Origin of the sequence: Cellulophaga sp. HaHaR_3_176, from assembly GCF_019021925.1 — a bacterium.
In the GTDB taxonomy this organism is placed as follows: domain Bacteria; phylum Bacteroidota; class Bacteroidia; order Flavobacteriales; family Flavobacteriaceae; genus Cellulophaga.
In genome coordinates, this window is sequence record NZ_CP058990.1 from 2,310,771 (window position 1) to 2,330,102 (window position 19,332).

The 19,332-nt window shown below is 33.3% G+C and carries 14 protein-coding genes; 7 read left to right on the top strand and 7 right to left on the bottom strand.

What is annotated here, in order from left to right; translation table 11 throughout:
- Nucleotide 1 precedes the first annotated feature (1 nt).
- The 4 genes from H0I23_RS10155 (at nt 2) to H0I23_RS10170 (ending at nt 4,861) form a co-directional block, all read left to right on the top strand.
- Nucleotides 2-493 (top strand): TRAP transporter small permease, encoded by a 492-nt coding sequence (locus H0I23_RS10155; protein WP_216783176.1) that lies wholly within the window; start codon nt 2-4, stop codon nt 491-493.
- A gap of 2 nt (nt 494-495) precedes the next feature.
- Entirely contained in the window at nt 496-1,800 is a 1,305-nt protein-coding gene (locus tag H0I23_RS10160) for a TRAP transporter large permease (protein ID WP_216783177.1), read from the top strand.
- A 344-nt stretch (nt 1,801-2,144) separates the two neighbouring features.
- Complete coding sequence (locus tag H0I23_RS10165) at nt 2,145-3,173, top strand: LacI family DNA-binding transcriptional regulator (RefSeq protein WP_216783179.1); 1,029 nt, start codon at nt 2,145-2,147, stop codon at nt 3,171-3,173.
- Nucleotides 3,174-3,271: 98 nt separating this feature from the next.
- Nucleotides 3,272-4,861: a solute:sodium symporter family transporter gene (locus H0I23_RS10170; protein WP_216783181.1), complete on the top strand. Its 1,590-nt coding sequence runs from the start codon at nt 3,272-3,274 to the stop codon at nt 4,859-4,861.
- 94 nt (nt 4,862-4,955) lie between these two features.
- Here the strand turns inward: H0I23_RS10170 and H0I23_RS10175 are convergent, their stop codons facing one another.
- Nucleotides 4,956-5,783, bottom strand: coding sequence for an amidohydrolase (locus tag H0I23_RS10175; RefSeq protein WP_216783183.1), 828 nt, complete (start codon nt 5,781-5,783; stop codon nt 4,956-4,958).
- Between the two features lie 261 nt (nt 5,784-6,044).
- Between H0I23_RS10175 and H0I23_RS10180 the strand changes: the two genes are divergently transcribed.
- From H0I23_RS10180 to H0I23_RS10190, 3 genes are all read left to right on the top strand, one after another.
- Entirely contained in the window at nt 6,045-6,602 is a 558-nt protein-coding gene (locus tag H0I23_RS10180; RefSeq protein WP_216783184.1) for a YeeE/YedE family protein, read from the top strand.
- A gap of 2 nt (nt 6,603-6,604) precedes the next feature.
- Nucleotides 6,605-7,018, top strand: a complete 414-nt coding sequence (locus H0I23_RS10185) for a DUF6691 family protein (protein ID WP_216783186.1) — start codon at nt 6,605-6,607, stop codon at nt 7,016-7,018.
- 92 nt (nt 7,019-7,110) lie between these two features.
- Nucleotides 7,111-8,163, top strand: coding sequence for a Gfo/Idh/MocA family oxidoreductase (locus H0I23_RS10190; RefSeq protein WP_216783188.1), 1,053 nt, complete (start codon nt 7,111-7,113; stop codon nt 8,161-8,163).
- Here H0I23_RS10190 and H0I23_RS10195 read toward each other — a convergent pair.
- The 6 genes from H0I23_RS10195 to H0I23_RS10220 form a co-directional block, all read right to left on the bottom strand.
- Entirely contained in the window at nt 8,160-8,927 is a 768-nt protein-coding gene (locus H0I23_RS10195; protein WP_216783189.1) for a family 16 glycosylhydrolase, read from the bottom strand. The two genes, H0I23_RS10190 and H0I23_RS10195, sit on opposite strands and share 4 nt — an antisense overlap.
- 9 nt (nt 8,928-8,936) lie before the next feature.
- Entirely contained in the window at nt 8,937-11,201 is a 2,265-nt protein-coding gene (gene bglX / locus H0I23_RS10200) for a beta-glucosidase BglX (protein ID WP_216783191.1), read from the bottom strand.
- A gap of 99 nt (nt 11,202-11,300) precedes the next feature.
- The gene (locus tag H0I23_RS10205; RefSeq protein WP_216783193.1) at nt 11,301-12,950 is read right to left on the bottom strand and encodes a glycoside hydrolase family 16 protein; all 1,650 of its coding nucleotides are present in this window, start codon (nt 12,948-12,950) and stop codon (nt 11,301-11,303) included.
- 18 nt (nt 12,951-12,968) lie between these two features.
- Nucleotides 12,969-14,567, bottom strand: coding sequence for a hypothetical protein (locus H0I23_RS10210; RefSeq protein ID WP_216783195.1), 1,599 nt, complete (start codon nt 14,565-14,567; stop codon nt 12,969-12,971).
- 17 nt (nt 14,568-14,584) lie between these two features.
- Nucleotides 14,585-16,063 (bottom strand): RagB/SusD family nutrient uptake outer membrane protein, encoded by a 1,479-nt coding sequence (locus tag H0I23_RS10215; protein ID WP_216783196.1) that lies wholly within the window; start codon nt 16,061-16,063, stop codon nt 14,585-14,587.
- A 4-nt stretch (nt 16,064-16,067) separates the two neighbouring features.
- Nucleotides 16,068-19,115, bottom strand: coding sequence for a TonB-dependent receptor (locus H0I23_RS10220; protein ID WP_216783198.1), 3,048 nt, complete (start codon nt 19,113-19,115; stop codon nt 16,068-16,070).
- Nucleotides 19,116-19,332: the final 217 nt, after the last annotated feature.

Genomic DNA, 19,332 nt, shown 5'->3' on the forward strand with positions numbered 1-19,332 from the left:
AATGAACAAATTAGATACACTCTTTAAAAATACTTGCAAAGTAATGGAAGTACTTTTGATACTTATTTTTGCGTTATTAGTTTTAGACGTTTTATGGCAAGTTTTCTCTAGATACCTTTTAAATATATCTTTTTCTTGGACAGAAGAGTTTGCTCGTTTTTCATTGATTTGGCTCGCTATATTAGGGGCAGCTTATTTAAGTGCTAAAAGAGAGCATTTATCTATGGATTTTTTATATCAAAAATTCTCACCAACTACCAGAAAAAAAGTACTCCTATTTATTGAAGTGTGTGTATTTCTATTTGCTTTAATTGTTATGGTTGTCGGAGGGTTCAACCTAGTTTATACTACATTAGATTTAGAACAACTTTCAGGAACTCTAAGAATACCATTAGGGTATGTTTATAGTATTTTTCCTTTAAGCGGGTTACTAATGATGTGCTTTTCTATTTACCATATATCCAAAATAAAATCTAACCAAATAACCGAATAATTATGAGTATTGAAGTTATAAGTATTATCGTTCTATTTGTTAGTTTTTTTATTTTATTAATGCTTAAAGTACCTGTAGCATATTCTATAGGTATCTCTACCACCATTAGTTTGCTACTAAATATTGAAAGCTTACCAGGTATCACTACTATAGCACAGCGAATGATTACTGGTATTGATAGTTTTGCACTACTTGCCATTCCATTTTTTGTATTAGCAGGTGAAATTATGAAAAGAGGTGGTATTGCCAATAGGCTTATCAACTTTGCAAAATCTTTAGTCGCTAGTTTACCTGGTGGTTTAGCTTATGTAAATGTATTAGCTTCTATGCTTTTTGGAGCTATTTCGGGGTCTGCAATTGCTGCAACTTCTGCTATAGGTAGTATTATGACAGATAGAATGGAAGAAGAAGGATACCCTAGAGAATTTAGTGCATCTGTAAATATTACATCATCTACTACAGGGTTATTAATTCCACCAAGCAATATTTTAATTGTATATGCTTTAGCCAGTGGAGGTACTGCCTCTGTAGCTGCCTTATTTATTGCAGGTTATTTACCTGGAATTTTATTAGGCTTGGCATTAATGGGCTATGTTGCTTTTGTGGCTATTCGCAGAAAATTTTCAAAAGAACAAAGAGCACCTTTAAAAGAAATATGGACTTATTTTAGAAAAGCTTTTTTTAGTCTTCTTTTACTTTTTATTGTTGTTGGAGGAATTGTTGCTGGTGTTTTCACTGCAACAGAGGCTTCTGTAATTGCTGTTTTATATGCTGCTATTCTTGCATTAATATATGGTGATATTCGCGTAAAAGATTTCCCTAGTGTATTATTAACTAGTGCAAAAACTACAGCCGTTGTAATGTTTTTAATTTGTACTTCAATGGCAATGTCATGGTTGTTTTCTTTTGAAAGCGTTCCTGAACTTATGAGTAACTTTTTATTAGAGCAGTTCAGCAATAAATTTGTCATCTTTTTAGTGATCAATATTATCTTATTAATTGTCGGGACATTTATGGATATTACTCCTGCAGTATTAATATTTACACCAATTTTTCTACCTGTTGTTGTAGCCTTAGGAATGGATCCTGTTCATTTCGGAATCGTAATGGTGTTGAACCTTTGTATTGGACTGTGTACCCCACCCGTAGGCACCATCCTTTTTGTGGGAAGTGGTGTTGCAAAAATATCAGTATCACAGGTCATTAAACCTTTATTGCCATTTTTAGCCATCATGGTTATTGTACTATTATTAGTACTTTATGTGCCTGAAATATCAATGTTTTTACCAAGATTATTTGATTTATAATCTATATTAAAACATGAATAAAAAAAGCCTTGTAACTAAAAAATACGGGGCTTTTTACATATAGTCTTAAAATTTACATCACACAGAAATAAGAGATAAAGAAACAACTCTATAAAGTAATACCTGTTATACAGTTGACTTGCTTACAAACTATTTAAAGCTTGAATTAACATAAAAAATAGAATTTTAATTAGCACTTTTTTTTGTAGATTTAATATCTCTTGAGCAAGTTAAGCTTATGAAATTGAGAGTTTTAAAATTATAAATTAAAGTATTCGAACATCTATTACAAATAAAAAATAGTAGCTAACCTCCTTTAATTATAGTAATTAATTAGTATAGATATGAGTAAAAAAATTACACTTAAAGAACTTGCTATCATATCTAAATTTTCTGTTTCAACTATTTCGAAAGCTCTTTCCGATAATAATGAAATCAGCACAATAACCAAGAAAAAAATAAAAGCCATTGCTCGAAAGCATAATTACAAACCAAATGCAATGGCTAGAGGCTTAAAGTCTAAAAAAACAAAAACGATTGGCGTAATAATACCAAATATACTTACTCATTATTTTGCAAAAGTATTATCGGGTATAGAACAAGAAGTTACTAAAAGTGGTTATAATATAATTACTTGCATTTCAAATGAATCTCATAAAAAAGAAGTAAAAAGTATAGAATTACTTGCTTCTGGTAGTGTTGATGGGTTTTTAATTTCTTTATCTAAAGAATCTCAGAAAAAAAATGATTACAGCCATTTAAATGATGTTATCGAAAATGGCCTTCCCATTGTTATGTTCGATAGAACCTCTAATGAAGTTGTTTGCGATAAAGTTATTATCAATGACTTTGAGTCTGCATATAACATAACTGAAGTACTTATTGATGCCTCGTGTAAAAACATAATATACATTTCTCCTTTAGGTGATACTAATGTAGGTACTGAAAGAGCTAACGGATATTCTAAAGCTATCGAGGACAAATTTAACAACAGTACTAAACCAGTTGTATTAAATTTTACTGATTACTCTAAATTCTCTATTGAACTCGAAGAATACTTAGAAAAAAATGTTGTTGATGGTATAGTTTCTTCTAATGAACTTTCTGGAATATTTGCAATGAATTTAGCTATATCAAAAGGATTGAAAGTACCAGACGACATCGCTTTTGTTGCTTTTACTGATGGAATTTTATCAAGAAATAGCAACCCTCCACTAACTATCGTTAATCAAAATGAAACAGAACTAGGGCGGCTAGCGGCAGCTACATTAATAAAAAGGTTAGAAAAAAAGAGTGATAATCAGTTTACGACTCAAATTTTAAACACCTCTATAATTCATAGAAAATCATCAAAAAAAAATATTCTTATTTGAGCTTTAAAAATTAAAAACCTTGTTGCCTTTTGTTGCAAAAAAAGAATACACATTATTATTGAGTATAAGTAAATCAAATTAACAATTAAATCAAGATTATGGAAATTATTTCTTTTCTAGGTTTTACTTTATTGGTTGCCATTATTGCATATTTGGCAACTAGAAAAACCGATGAAACCTCATCAGATGGATACTTCTTAGGAGGCAGAAGTCTTACCGGACCAGTGATTGCTGGATCATTACTTTTAACTAACTTATCTACAGAACAAATTGTAGGTGTAAACGGTGTTTCATTCGCCGATGGGTTACCAATTATGGCGTATGAAGTTTTAGCCGCCATAGCTATGGTATTTACAGCTTTAATTTTATTGCCTAAATATCTCAAAAGTGGTATTACAACTGTACCACAATTTCTTGAAAATAGATACGGAAAAACAACTAAAACCATTGTTTCTCTATTATTTTTATTAGGGTATGCAATTTCAATGTTACCTACAGTATTATACTCTGGTGCATTAGCTATAAATACAATGTTTGACATACCTGAATCTTTAGGTATGGGGCCAGAAGCCGCTTTATGGGTTACAGTTTGGTCTATGGGTATCATAGGTGGTATTTACGCCATATTTGGTGGCTTGAAAGCTGTTGCTGTTTCTGATTCAATCAATGCTATTGGATTACTTATTGGAGGTACTTTAATTCCTGTATTTGGATTAATGTATATTGGTGATGGCAATGTTTTGGAAGGTTTAGATAGATTAACTACTAAACTTCCTGAAAAATTTGATATTATAGGAGGTCCTGAATCTTCTGTTCCGTTCTGGACACTTTTTACAGGTATGATTATCGTAAATTTCTATTACTGGGGAACAAATCAAGCCATAATTCAAAGAGCATTAGGTGCTAAAAATTTAAAAGAAGGGCAAAAAGGACTTTTATTAGCTGCATTTATTAAAATATTAGGCCCTATTATTTTAGTGCTACCGGGTATTATTGCTTTCTATATTTTTAATGGTGATTTAACAAATGCTGATGAAGCTTACCCAATGCTAGTTAAAAAGGTACTCCCTACTGCTCTCGTTGGTTTTTTTGCTGCTGTACTTTTCGGGGCTATACTGAGTTCATTCAATAGTGCTTTAAATAGCTCTGTAACATTATTTGGTCTTGACCTTTACAAAGAATATATCAATAAAAATGCTTCAGAAAAACAAACTGTAAGAGCTGGTAAAATATTTGGTGTAATATTAGGTTTATTCTCAATGGCAATTGCTCCATTATTATATGGTGTTGAAGGTGGTATTTTTACTTATTTGCAAGAATTAAATGGTTCATACAGTGTACCTATTTTAGCAATTGTAATTATCGGTATTTTCTCTAAACGAGTAACTGGCAGTGCTGCGAATGCTGCCATCATTTTTAGTGTTGTCTTATATTTAGTATCGCTATATATTATCAAACCTATATTTGTAGAGTCTGGAATATTCTTTCCTCATTTTTTACATTTAATGGGCATTATTTTTGCGCTCGCAGTTATAATCATGTTTACAATTAGCGCTATTAAACCAAGAGAAACCGACTATATTCAAAAATATACGATGCAAGTTGACATTACTAACTGGAAATATGTATTACCTGTTGGACTTAGTATTTGTACAACTGTAATTTTAATATACTATCTACTTTCTTAAATTTTAATAGAATGCATAAAAAAGCCTTTAATAATATATTAAAGGCTTTTTTGTTACTAAGCTGAATTACATTTTATAAAAAACCTAATAGCTTTTATAAGCTATAAAAATTAATAGCATTAGTTCCCATTATATTTTTTTGTTCTTCAAAACTACATTTAGATATAAAATCGGTAGTTAATTTTTTTATTTCAGAATACTTTCCTGCAACTAAACATACTGGCCAATCTGATCCAAACAATATTCGATCAGCTCCAAATGAATCTAGTACTAAATTCATATAAGGCTCTATCTGGTCTACTGTCCATTTTTTATAATCTGCTTCAGTAACCATGCCTGATAACTTGCAATATACATTTTCACATTTTGCTATCTCTTTCATTAAAATAGCCCAACCTTCAAAAAAACCATCTTTAATATAAGGCTTAGCTATATGATCTATAACAAACTTCTGATTTGGAAATTTTTTCACAAACTCTAACGTAGCGGCTAATTGATGAGGGAAAATTAAAATATCGTAAGTATAATTATACGTATCTAATTTAGAAATTCCTCTGATAAAATTTGGTCTAAGTAAAAAATTAGGATCCGGTTCTGCTTGCACAACATGCCTAAAACCTTTTAGTTTTTTTTCGCATGAATAAACAGATAAAAGTTCATCTATATTTTCTGATCTTAAATCTACCCAACCAACAATTCCTTTTATAAAATCGTTTTTCTTTGATAAATTTAAAAGAAAATCAGTCTCTTTTCCATCTTGATTTGCCTCCACAGCAACACAACCTTCAATATTATTTTCTTTGTAAACTTCTTTTAGATCTTCTGGCAAAAAATCTTTTCGAATTGTAGACATACTGTCATCCAACCAAGAGTGTTTATCTTTATTATAAATCCAAAAATGTTGGTGGCTATCAATTATCATTATTTTTATTTAGAAATAATAGAAATTTTAATTATTTATTACACTTCTCTGTACGGTGACATTTATTTATAATAATGATTATAAGTAACATTATTAATACTGCAATATACATTCTTTGTCATAATTTAAAAATCATCGTCACCATAAAAACGTTCGAGAAATTTACTTTTTCACTATTAAAAATAAATTAAAGCACTGTGTAACATACATTACATACTGCTTGAAATCTGTATGCTATATTTGCCTTATAAATATTTACATATGGATTTTATTTTAGACCCATGGCCTTGGTATGTTTCTGGCCCATTAATAGCTTTAATATTATTGATTTTAGTATTGTTTGGCAAAACATTTGGAATGTCTTCTAACCTAAGAACTCTTTGTGCTATTGGCGGTGCCGACAAGTATTCTGATTTTTTTAAATTCGATTGGAAATCACAACGATGGAATTTGGTTGTTGTTTTAGGTGCAATTATAGGTGGTTATATAGCAACTTTTTTTCTATCAAGTAATGCTCCTATTGATTTAAGTAGTGAAACTATTTCTGACTTATCTAAATTAGGTTTCAACAATGCAGGGCAAACTCTTTTACCTCCCGAAATTTATAGTTGGGAAAACATACTTAGTATTAAAGGCATGCTCATTATTATAATAGCAGGTTTTTTAGTTGGTTTTGGAACAAGATATGCCGGTGGTTGTACATCGGGGCATGCTATTACTGGTTTAAGTAACTTACAAATACCATCTTTAATTGCTGTTATCGGCTTTTTTATTGGCGGTTTAATTATGACTCACTTTATTCTTCCTTTAATTTTTTAATTATGAAGTTTTTAAAATTTTTACTCGTAGGTATCTTATTCGGAATTGTTTTAGTAAAATCTGAAGCTGTTTCATGGTATCGAATTTTTGAAATGTTTAAATTTCAATCTTTCCACATGTATGGAATTATTGGTTCCGCTGTTTTTTTAGGCATTCTATTTTTAGGTCTTATAAAAAAATATAAAATAAAAAGTATAGAAGGTGAGCCAATAAACCTACCCCAAAAAGACAAAAGTTTTGCTCGTTATATTTTAGGCGGAACTATTTTCGGCTTAGGTTGGGCTTTAGCCGGTGCATGTCCAGGGCCAATGTATATTTTAATCGGAGCTGGTTTTTCTAGCATGTTAATTGTCATATTTGCAGCTCTTTTAGGAACATTTGTTTACGGACTTTTAAAAAATAAATTACCACATTAAATCTCAGTCATCATTTTTGGAAAAATTACTTAAAAATTGAGTGCTTTTTAAAGTAATAAAATATATTTTTAGGTAATTGATAATTTTTTGAAATGAAACCAATTACTACTGCACTCTGTTCTTTTGGAATGAGTGGCCTTGTTTTTCATGCCCCATTTATAGCAGCAAACCCAAAGTTTAACTTATACGGTGTCTTAGAAAGAACAAAAAACTTAGCGCAAGAGAAATACCCTCTTATAAAAACGTTTAGATCTCTTGAAGATTTACTTGCGGATGATGCTATAGAATTGATAATTGTAAATACGCCTAATATTACCCATTATGAATTTGCTAAAAAAACTATTCTCGCTGGCAAAAACCTAATTATTGAAAAACCTTTTACAGCCACTGTTGCTGAAGCTGAAGAATTAATAGCATTAGCAAAACAAAAAAATGTTACGATTGCTGTTTATCACAATAGACGATATGACAGTGATTTTCTAAGTTTAAAAGAAGTCTTAAATAGTGGTGTACTTGGTACTATCGTGGAAGCAGAATTTCATTACGACAGATATAAGCCCGAATTAAGTGAAAAAGTGCACAAGGAGGTACCTACCGGAGCCGTTGGTAGCTTATATGATTTAGGGTCACATCTGATAGACCAAGCACTACAATTGTTTGGCACTCCTGATGCGGTGTTTGCTGATATTGCTGCGTTTAGACCAAACTCACAAGTTGGTGATTATTTTGATTTAAAGCTCTTTTATCCAGCACACAGAGTCATTCTTAAATCTAGTTATTATGTTCGTGAGCCTTTACCTGAAAACATCTTACATGGCACAAAAGGTTCTTTTATAAAAACAAAAGCAGATGTTCAAGAGCAAGATTTACAAGCAGGAAAAATACCAAATTCTATGTATTGGGGAATAGAACCCGAAGCCGATAAAGGAATTTTACATACCGAAAAAAACGGGGTAGTAGTAAAAGAAAAAATCACCTCTTTGAAAGGTGATTATATGTTGTATTACGATGCCATCTATAACGCTATAAGAACAGACAAACCTGTTCCTGTAAGTGCAGAAGAAGGTATGCAAGTAATCCGTGTCATTGAAGCAGCACTCCAAAGTAACCTAGAGAAAAGGGTAGTGCCTTTAAGTTCTGATTAGTTTTTATAGACCTTGATATAGTCAATCACAAAATCTTGAGGAAATAGGTCATCATCAATATCATTTCCTCCTAAGTTACCCCCTACTGCTGTATTTAAAATCACATAAAAAGGTTGATTAAATGGCCAATTTTGTGGTGTTTTGTGATCAGGCTTGTATTCAAACATCTTAGCATCATCTACAAAAAATTCAATTTTATCAGGAGACCATTCTACGGCGTACGTATGAAAACCGACTTCTATCCCTTCGATTTCTGTGGTTTTGGAATATCCATTATCCCCAAACTTTTCGTCAAAATGTAGTGTTGTAAATATGGTATTTGGTTTTCTACCAATGTATTCAAGTATATCTATCTCTCCACACAAAGGCCAACCTACTTCTGTAATATTTGAACCTAACATCCAAAATGCTGGCCACAAACCTTTAGCCAAAGGCAGCTTTGCCCTTGTTTCTACTCTTCTATATTTAAATTCTTTTTTTCCTTTTGTTGTTATCCGTGTAGAAGTATATTTTTCATCTTCCTTTTTAATATTAATATGTAAAAAACCATCTTTAAGCGTGTGGTTAGTTTTTGTATAGATTTGCTTTTCATTATTACCCCAACCACATAATTCTGGACAGCCATCTCCTAACTCATAATTCCAAGCTTTCTCATCTAAAGTAGTCCCATCAAAATTTTCTTCCCATACCAATGCTCTTTTATTCGCACAACTTTGCACAAAGAGAGAAAGGCATAAAATAGCTATACGGATGTAATTATTCATAAAGATATATTATTCTACTACCGAAAAATCTGATGTTAATTGTGTCTCAGAACTACCTCCTATAAATACGTTAAAATCTCCTGCCTCTGTTTCCCATCGGTTATTCGCCGTATAAAATTGAAGTTTCTCTTTATCAATTTTGAAAGTCACCGTTTTTGATTCATTGGGTTTCAGAGAAACCATTTTAAAATCTTTTAACTCTTTTACAGGTCTAGTAACGCTAGCAAAAAGATCTCGTATATACAACTGCGCCACTTCTTTACCTTCGTATTTTCCTGTATTTTTTAAGGTAAAAGAGACGGTAATTGACTCTTCTTCTTTCATAGTCGGTGTACTTAAGCTCAAGTTACTATATTCAAATGTAGTATAACTCAAACCATGACCAAACGGGTATAATGGTGCATTACTAACATCACTATAATGTGACCAGAAAACAACATCTTCTCCGGGACTTGTTGGTCGCCCTGTATTTTTATAATTGTAATAAATAGGAATTTGACCTACATTTTTAGGAAATGTCATCGGTAGTTTACCACTTGGGTTGTATGCACCATACAGTACCTCAGCTATAGCATTACCACTTTGAGCACCTAAATGCCAAGCTTCTACAATTGTTGGGATATGTTCTTGTGCCCAGTTAATTGTCAACGGTCTACCGTTCATTAATACTAAAACAATATTTTTATTTACCGCGTATACTTCTTTCAATAACTCCTCTTGTAAGCCTGGGAGATCTAAAGATGTTCTGCTACGTGCTTCTCCTGTTTGAAAGCCGTATTCTCCCAATACCATAATTACAACATCTTTATTTTTAGCAGCCGCTACAGCCTCCTTCATTCCTGTCCTATCTGTGGTATTAATCTTCGTTTCTAAGACAAATTTATTCTCTCCCGTAGTTAGGTTTACTCCCTTTTGGTAGTCTAAAGTATTCCCTGTATACTTTTTTAAACCTTCTAACACAGAAACCGCAGTATTGTCATCTCCTGCAATTCTCCAACTCCCTAAAGGACTATTTTTATCGGCCGCTAACGGACCAATTAAAGCCATTTTTAAACCTTTCTTCTTTAAAGGAAGAAGCTGGCCTTCATTTTTTAAAAGAACAATAGACTTCTTAGCAATATCTAATACTGTAGCAATGTTTTCTTTACTCCCTATTACCTCTTTTTCTCGAGATGTATTGCAATATAAATAAGGATCATCAAAAAGACCCAATTCAAACTTTACGCGCAATATTCTTTTTACTGCATCATCAATCTTTGCTACGTCTACCTTACCTTCTGCTACCAATTCTTCTAAGTATTTTACATACACATAAGATTCCATGTCCATATCAGAACCTGCATTCAATGCTAAATTCGCCGCTTGTTTTCCGTCTTTTGCGTAGCCATGGGAAATCATCTCGCTAATTGAACCCCAATCTGAAACCATAAAACCTTTGTAATCCCACTCTTTTTTTAATACTTCACGCTGTAAAAAGGCATTTCCTGTAGCAGGAATACCATTTAACTCGTTAAAAGCATTCATAAAGGTTTTCACATCTGCTTTAATTGCTGCTTGAAATGGTGGAAAAATAATATTGTATAAGGTTGATGTACCCACATCTACCGTGTTATAATCTCTACCTGATTCTGAAAAGCCATAGCCTGCAAAGTGCTTTGCTGTTGCTGCTATTGTATTGGGCGCACTCAAATCATCTCCTTGAAATCCCTTTACTCTAGCATAGGCAATCTTACTCCCGAGATACGGGTCTTCGCCTGCTCCTTCCATCACTCTACCCCAACGTGCATCACGAGAAATATCTACCATAGGAGCAAAAGTCCAATTAATACCACTGGCTGCTGCTTCTGCTGCGGCAACTTCCGATGATTTTTTTATAGCATCAAGATCCCAACTTGCAGCTTCTGCTAAAGGAATAGGGCTAATGGTTTTATAGCCGTGTATAACATCAAAACCTATAATTAGCGGTATCCCTAACCTTGTTTCTTCTACTGCTATTTTTTGCACTTTACGAACTTCTTCAACTCCGGTAACGTTTAACATTGACCCTACTAAACCGGTTTTAAGGTGTTCGTATTTATTAGCTGCATCACCAGCTTTAGGTACGGGGCCCGTTACATTCCAGAACCCATTATATTGATTCATCTGACCAATTTTTTCTTGAAGGGTCATAATAGAAAGTAGTGAATCTACCTTCTGATCAATGCTTGATTTTTTTCCTTGACTTAGGCCTAGATTGCAAAACAATCCGATACAAATAATCACTTTGAAATTCATGTGTTCTAATTTATTATAATAGTACGGTATTTTAGTTAACTAAAAAAAAGGAGTAATCGAGCTATGAATTCTCAATTACTCCAACATAAAAAAACTCAATTATTGATATACTCTTACATAATCAATTTCCATAGTATCTTCTGTAAAAGCTGCATCTATTGTTCCTCCTAGTGTACCTCCCATAGCAATATTCATAATTAAGAACTGATTTTCATCAAAAGGCCATGTTTGATCATCTTTTACCCCAGGATTATACGTGTAAAAAATAACATCGTCTATTAAGAAAGATATTTCATTTTCAGACCAATTCACAGAATAAATGTGAAACTCTGATGAAACATTAGTTGCTGTGGTTTCTCCTTTATTTATTGTATTTCCAAAACTAGATGGCGTATGAATAGCAGATTGCACAACATTTAGGTTATTTCCAACATGCTCCATGATATCTATTTCTCCGCTAGCAGGCCATCCTACGGTTTCAAAGTTTGATCCTAACATCCACAATGCTGGCCATGTACCAGCAGCCTGTGGCAACTTAGCTCTTATATCTACCCTTCCGTATGTAAAATCAAAAAGTCCTTGAGATTTTAAACGCGCAGAAGTATAATCGCTTCCATTGAAGGTTTCTGCTTTCGCTATAATTTTTAGAGTACCGTCAGAAACTACAGCATTATCAGTGCTATTGGTATAGTACTGAGATTCATTATTACCCCAGCCTCCAGCTCCGATGTCATAGGTCCAATTGGCAGCATTAGGTGTTCCATCCACATCAAAATCATCAGACCAAATTAAATTGGTGTACGTAACATCTACAGAGGAAGGTTCCTGCACTACACCTTCATCATCAGCAGTTAAAATAAACCACCAGTTAAATTCATTATTACCATCAGTAGTGGTAAGAATCATTTCATTTGCTGTTCTGCTAAAAATTCTGTAATTATGGTCACCTCCTGTGTAATACCCTAAAAAAGCAGTACCTCCTAAACTTAAGGTTTCTAATCCATCAGGAGCAGAAAGAGTCCATTGGTTTGAATAATCAGCATATGGGTAATTTTCAATATCTGATCCGTTAGGCTCTTCATTATGAGCACCAAGTTCATCTACTAAATTAATTCTTCCAACTATAGTTCCACTTGTATTTTCAGTAGGGTCATCATTTACGCTATTCGTAATATGAGTAAAACTACCATCGCTATTAAAAATATAACGATCATCATACATACCTGTAGCAGATTTTTCATTTGCTGTTGCACTGTACCATTCTGCTGGAATATTGCCTCCTACAGGGCCAAGTCCGAAATGTCCACCAGATTCTGCTTTAATTCGCCAGGTTCTAGCCCCATCTGCTACCAACATTTGCAATAAATCTTCTGGAGCAGAATACGAGGCAAAAACGTCTAAATCTAACAAATAACTTGTAGACAAGCCTGCACTACCAACTGCAATTACAGTAACGGTATAGGTGTTTAGCCCAGTAGTACTAAAATTATAAGTTTTAGACCCTGAAGGTATAGCCTCCCTATTACCGTTATAAACAAACTGATAAGAGATAGCATCATCTGCTGTAGCTGTTAAATTTACAGTACCACTACCATCGCCATTTGGATTATCTGCATCTGCACCCACCAACTCAACAGATACTTGCAAGTTAGATGGCGCTACTATAACATCTAAATCAGGTTCATCTTCTTGACAACCTAACAAGATTAAGCCAAAAACACTTAATAGAATTATTTTTATATTTTTCATAATAATAGCTTTTTCTTATTAATCTTTTACAAGCTTGAATTGCCAAAAAACACCAGAACCTGTTCCTGTCTCAATCACTACACTCATCGTATTATTATCTATAAATGTAGCATTATAAACAATTGAACTAGGCGCATCTTCTGGAGCGGCTAACTCACCTGTATTTGTTCCTTTCGCAAGTGCAATATATGCTCCAATGCCATTTATAGTAATAGTACCTGCAGACTCATCATAAGCATAAGTAGCAGACGCAGTACCATCATGAGGCGCTACTGAAGCTCCACAAGAATCAGAACCACCTTGCCAGCCTTCAATCCAAGTTTCCGTCCCTAAATTCACAGAATAACTATCATCAGATCCAAAAATATATTCATCATCTATTAAACAAGCACGATCAATAATTCCTTGATCATCTAAAGAAAACCAACTCACATCTCCAATAGCAGGACCAACCCCATAAGAGCCTGATTCTGATGCTATCCTCCATGTACCAATAATTGGAGAAACAACTTTTTTAACTAATTTAAATTGCCAAAAAACACCCTCAGTAGTTTCTAAATAAACGTTCATAGTGTTTTTATCATCAGATAAAGAAACTGTGTACGTAATTGAATTTGGAGCATCAGCAGGTGCGCTTAATTCTCCATTATTAGTTCCTTTAGCTAAAGCTATATAAGCTCCAGTTCCTGTAATGGTAATTGAACTAGATGCATCATCATAACTATACGTTGCTGAGGCAGAACCATCGTGTGGCGCTACAGGAGTTCCACAAGCATCTGTGCCGCCTTGCCAAGCTTCAATCCATGTTTCAGAACCTAAAATAGTACTAAATGTACCACCTGATCCAAAAACATACTCGTCATCAATAAAACATGCTCTATCTTCAATACCTTGTGCATCTAATGAAAACCAACTAACGTCTCCAATAGCAGGACCTACTCCAAAAGAACCTGCCTCTGATGCAAGAACCCAAGTACCTATAAAATCTTCTGAAGTTGCAGAAACAGGGTCGCTTATGCTCACTGTATCTTCATATTCAATAGTGGTGGCACTAGCACCTTTAGCGATAACTCTAATGGTATAATCTCCTGCAGCTGCATAAGTATATGTAGCCACTTCACCTGCCATAATCGTAGTTGCCTCTTCTTCCAATGCTTCTCCAAAATAAACATCAAAAACGGTAGCATCATCTGCAGTAGGAGTAACACTCACCTCATAATTATTAACTACAATTATATCAGCTGATAAATTTGACGGTGGGGTAAAAGAAATTGAAACATTTCTATTAAACTCACTAGTAAGACCTGAAGCACTTAAAGCTACTACTCTTAAAACATACTCACCTTCTTCATAAATATGTGAAACTTCTTGCCCTGGAGCAGCATCTGTAGGTGTTTCTTCTTCAACATCACCAAAATAAACTTGAAAGGCTGTTACACCTTCTGCTGTTGGTGTAAGTGTTACAGTGCCCGTATCATCATTAGATATATTAAATGACGCAGCTACATTGGTTGGAGCTGATACCTCATTAAAAGCATATGAAACTTCATCATCTGCACAAGAATTAAGTGCTATTACTGTTAAAAAGCAAATAACTAAATTTTTTATAATCTTCATTTTTACAATTTTTTTTATTAATATCCTGGGTTTTGCTCCCAACGGTTTCCTGACAATTCTATTTCTATAGATGGGATAGGAAATAATTCATGCTTCCCTGCTTGAAATCCATCTATTTCTTGAGCTGCTCTTCCTGTTCTTACTAGATCGAAAAAACGATGCCCTTCTCCTACTAACTCTACCCTTCTTTCTTGATAAATTGCTGTAGTTAAACTTGAACCTGTCATAGTAACGTCATCCAAATTTGCTCTTTCTCGTACTCGATTTAAATATATAAGTGCACGTGTATCGCTAATATTACCCCTATTTAAAGCTTCAGCTGCCATTAATAAAACGTCGGCAAAACGTATAGCTCTATAGTTATTTGGGTTCGTTAAATTTGCATCACCTGTATTAGAATCTTCAGCTGCATCTAATCTTGGAAGGTATTTTCTGTTGAAATATCCAGTATGCTCATTACCTGTTCCAAAAGTTGCACCGGTTTCTTCTGCCCATGCATCAATATCTAGTATTGCAATATCTCTTCGTGTATCTCCCTCTTCAAAAGCATCGTAAGCTTCTTGAGTTGGTATATTAAAGCTAAATCCTGATTCAAAACCAGGGCCAGCATAATTTCTAATTCCATTAAACCCCACAGCAACATTACCTTCACTACACTGTAAGCACTCAAAACCAGCACCTTCTTTGTCCGTATATTGTACTTCGAAAACAGATTCTATATTATTCTCATTATTTAATTCGAACATGGTACTGTAATCTTCTAAAAGATCATAAGGACCATTATTTATTAATTCCTCTAACACGTTTGCTGCTTCTGTAAACTTATCTTGATATAAATAAGCTTTTCCTAAAAGTGCCTGTGCTGCTCCTTTAGTAATTCTTCCTTGTTGTGTTTGAGTATACGGTAAATTATCTGCTGCATATTGTAAATCAATTTCAATTTGAGCATAAATTTCAGTAACTGATGTTCTCTCTACTAAGTATTGATCGCCAAATAATAATCGTTGATCTACAGCTAAAGGAACATCTCCGAACCATTTTACTAATTCAAAATAATAATAAGCTCTCAAAAAGGTAGCTTCTGCTAAAAGAGCCTCTTTTCCTGTAAAATCAGTTTTATCTTTAAATTCTAAAACATAATTAGCGCGGTTAACTCCGGCAAACATCCATCCCCAAATACTTTCTAATTGTACATTTAAAGAGGTATGTAACATATCATCTATTTGCTGTATGCCTATTACATCTGTAGCACTTTCGCCACCTGCCAAGGTATTATCCGAAGCAATTTCTCCTAACATTACATTAAGATATGTAGATTGAAGTAAATCATAAGCGCCAGTTAAAGCTGATTGATAATCTTCTTCTGAATTGAAAAAATCTTCTGAATTTTCATCTTCTGATTCAACATTTACAAAGTCATCACTACATGATATAGAAAATATCAGAATAACAGCAAACGCAATAACGTGTTTTAAAAAAGTGTTTTTTATCATCATTACATTAAAATTTAAGGTTTAAACCTAATAAGTAGGTACGTGGTACTGGGTAAAATCCTGAATCAAATCCTGAACCTATTGGATCTCCAGAAGATGCTGATGGATCGAACCCTTTATATTTAGAAAAAGTAAAAAGATTACTCGCAGAGACATATAAACGTAATTTATTTATACCCATATCTTTAATACCCTCGCTATTTAAAGAATATCCTAATTGCATGTTCTGCGCTCTAACAAAAGAGCCATCTTCTACATAAAAATCTGAAAATAAAATATTTGAAGTTGCTCCGTTTGTTACCCTTGGATATGTATTAGTACTCCCTTCTCCTGTCCATCTATTTAAAGCATACACAGACTGATTTGTAATTGGATTATTTCTGTCGTAATTTCTAACAATATCATTACCTATTGACGCAAAAACATAAGTTTGGAAATCAAAATTCTTATAATCAAATGAAATATTTAAACCCATTGTAAAATCAGGAATCGGATTTCCAAGATTGGTGCTGTCATCAAAATCTATAGTTCCATCTCCGTTTACATCAACGAAACGAATATCTCCAGGAGCTGCCTCTGAACCAAGGCCTATTTGACTTGGATGTGCATCTACTTCTGCTTGGTTTTGAAAAATACCATCTGTTTTGAGTCCGTAAAAATATCCTATAGGCAGACCAGCTTCCATACGAGAAACGCCTGATTGGCCTATTCCAAAGCTACCGCCTTGCTCATACCCTATTCCATTTTCAACACTTAATACTTCGTTTTCTAAATATGTGAAATTATAATTAATTCCAAATCTAAAATTTTCTGAGTATGGTGTTTCATAACCAATAGCAAACTCAAAGCCACTATTTCGTACAGAACCAGCATTGGCAATAGGATTTCCTGCACCTGGCGCAGAGGTCCCTAAAACACCTGAAGATTCTACTACTAGCAGTAAATTATCTGTTTGTTTATTGAAATAATCTGCAGTAATATTAATTGTATTGTTAAATAATTTAGCATCTAAACCAATATCTAAGGTAGTCTGTTCTTCCCATTGTATTTCTGGATTAGAAACTCTACCTACCGCTTGTCCAAAAACTAATTCATTATCAAATACATAAGTACCTTCACCCGACAATAAAGAAACAAATCCAAACCCAGGTATTCTATCGTTACCTAAGACTCCATAAGATGCTCTTAACTTAACAAAATTTAGCACGTTACTCTCTTTAAAGAAATCCTCATCAGATACTACCCAACCTAAAGAACCTGAAGGAAAGTAACCAAATTTGTTCTCTGGACCAAATGCTGTAGAACCATCTCTTCTTACTACAGCAGATAGCAAATATTTTCCTTTATAATTGTATTGCATTCTAGCAAAATAAGAGAGTAACCTAGAGTCATATAATCTGTTTGCACGTGTTACAAAAGAATCGTTAAATAAAGTTGCTGTTTCTAAATTAGGATCAGACAATGTGGTATTTGTAACACCTTCATAAGTTCCGCCATATTCATCTGCCGTAGTTTTGAATACAGAAGTACCTAATGTAACTTTTAAATCATGAACCTCATTGAAAACCTTATCATAATCAATATAGGCATCAAAAGTATAATCTCTATAAAATTGATTAGATACAACGTAAGAAGCAGTTGTTCTATCAAACACTGTATTATTTCCTACATTCCCAAAATCTGAAATTGGAAAATAAGCTGAATAATCTATCTCTGAATAGTTCCACTGATAATTAGAAGTTATTTTGAAATTATTTAAAAAAGAATAATCTAAACCAAAAACTCCACTGATTTTATCAATTTTTGTTCTGTTAAAAGTATTCTTTGATTGCGCTAATGGGTTTATTACCTCAATTGGATGCCCAACTGCTCTGGTATAACTTCCATCAATATCTGTTGCACTTAATATAGGTGAAATATTTAATGCATTAAATAATACAGAACCCAGACCTCCCTCAGCAAGTATTTTTCTTAGTGTACCTGTGTAAATTAAATTTGCCTTAAAATTTAAACCATCAAACAATTCTGTATTAAAATTAGCCCTTGTATTATAACGTGTAAAATTAGCTTTAGGACCACCAATAATACCATCTTGTGTGAGTACAGATGAACCAAAAGAATATCGAGATTTTTCAGTACCTCCACTAACTGTTAAATTATGATTGAAAATAGGAGCATTTTGAAAAACCTCGTCTTGCCAATCTGTACCAGTACCTAATATTGCTAAATTAGGATATGGAATAGATTGCCCATTTGCCGCAGCTGCCTCATTTTTTATAACACCATATTCTGTGGCATTTAATAAAGGTAATTTTCTTGTAGTTTGCTGAAAACCACCATAAGTATCATAAGAAAATTGTAATGGTGTTGACTTTTTTCCTGTTTTTGTAGTAATTAAAATAACTCCATTTGCTGCTCTTACCCCATATATACCAGCTGTAGCATCTTTTAAAACATTGATACTTTCAATATCTCCAGGGTTTACAACACTCAAATCTTCAATAACGTTTCCATCAACTAAAATTAATGGGTTATTATTTCCATTAGTTGAAACACCTCTAATTCTAATATTTGATGCGCTACCAGGAGAGCCTGATTGAGAAGTAATATTCACTCCTGCAACTTGCCCCTGTAAAGCTTGCTCAATACGTGTTGGTTTTAACTGCTCAATTGTCTCTGCTCCGATAACTGTTACAGCACCCGTAATTTCTTTTTTGGTCTGAGTTCCATACCCTATTACTACTACCTCATTTAAAGCACTAACGTCCTCATTTAATAAAATGGTAATAAAATTAGAATCTTTAATAAAAAATTCTTTAGTGGCATACCCTATGTATGAAACCACAAGTACATCTCCTACTTTTAATTTATCGACGGTAAAATTACCATCAAAATCTGTTGTAGTTCCTCGTGTCTGATTTTTCACAACCACATTAACCCCTGGCAAAACATCATTTATACTGGCATCTTTTACAGTACCCTTTACTGTAAATTCTTGAGCCCAAGAAGTTGTGGTTAAAAAAATTGCTAAGAGCAACAAAAATATGTTTTTCATTATGTTGAGTTTTAGAATTACGAATTTAAAAAGACATATTTTATCATTATAATAATATACCACAACAAAAAATATACATATCGTAATTAAAACTCAATAATTAAAGATATCAATAATGAGAGTAAGCCCTCACGTAGTAAAAGGTTAAGATAATATTATAATAAAAAACTCTTAAAACACACTTTTGTATGGGTAATGTTGTAGTAGAATAAATACG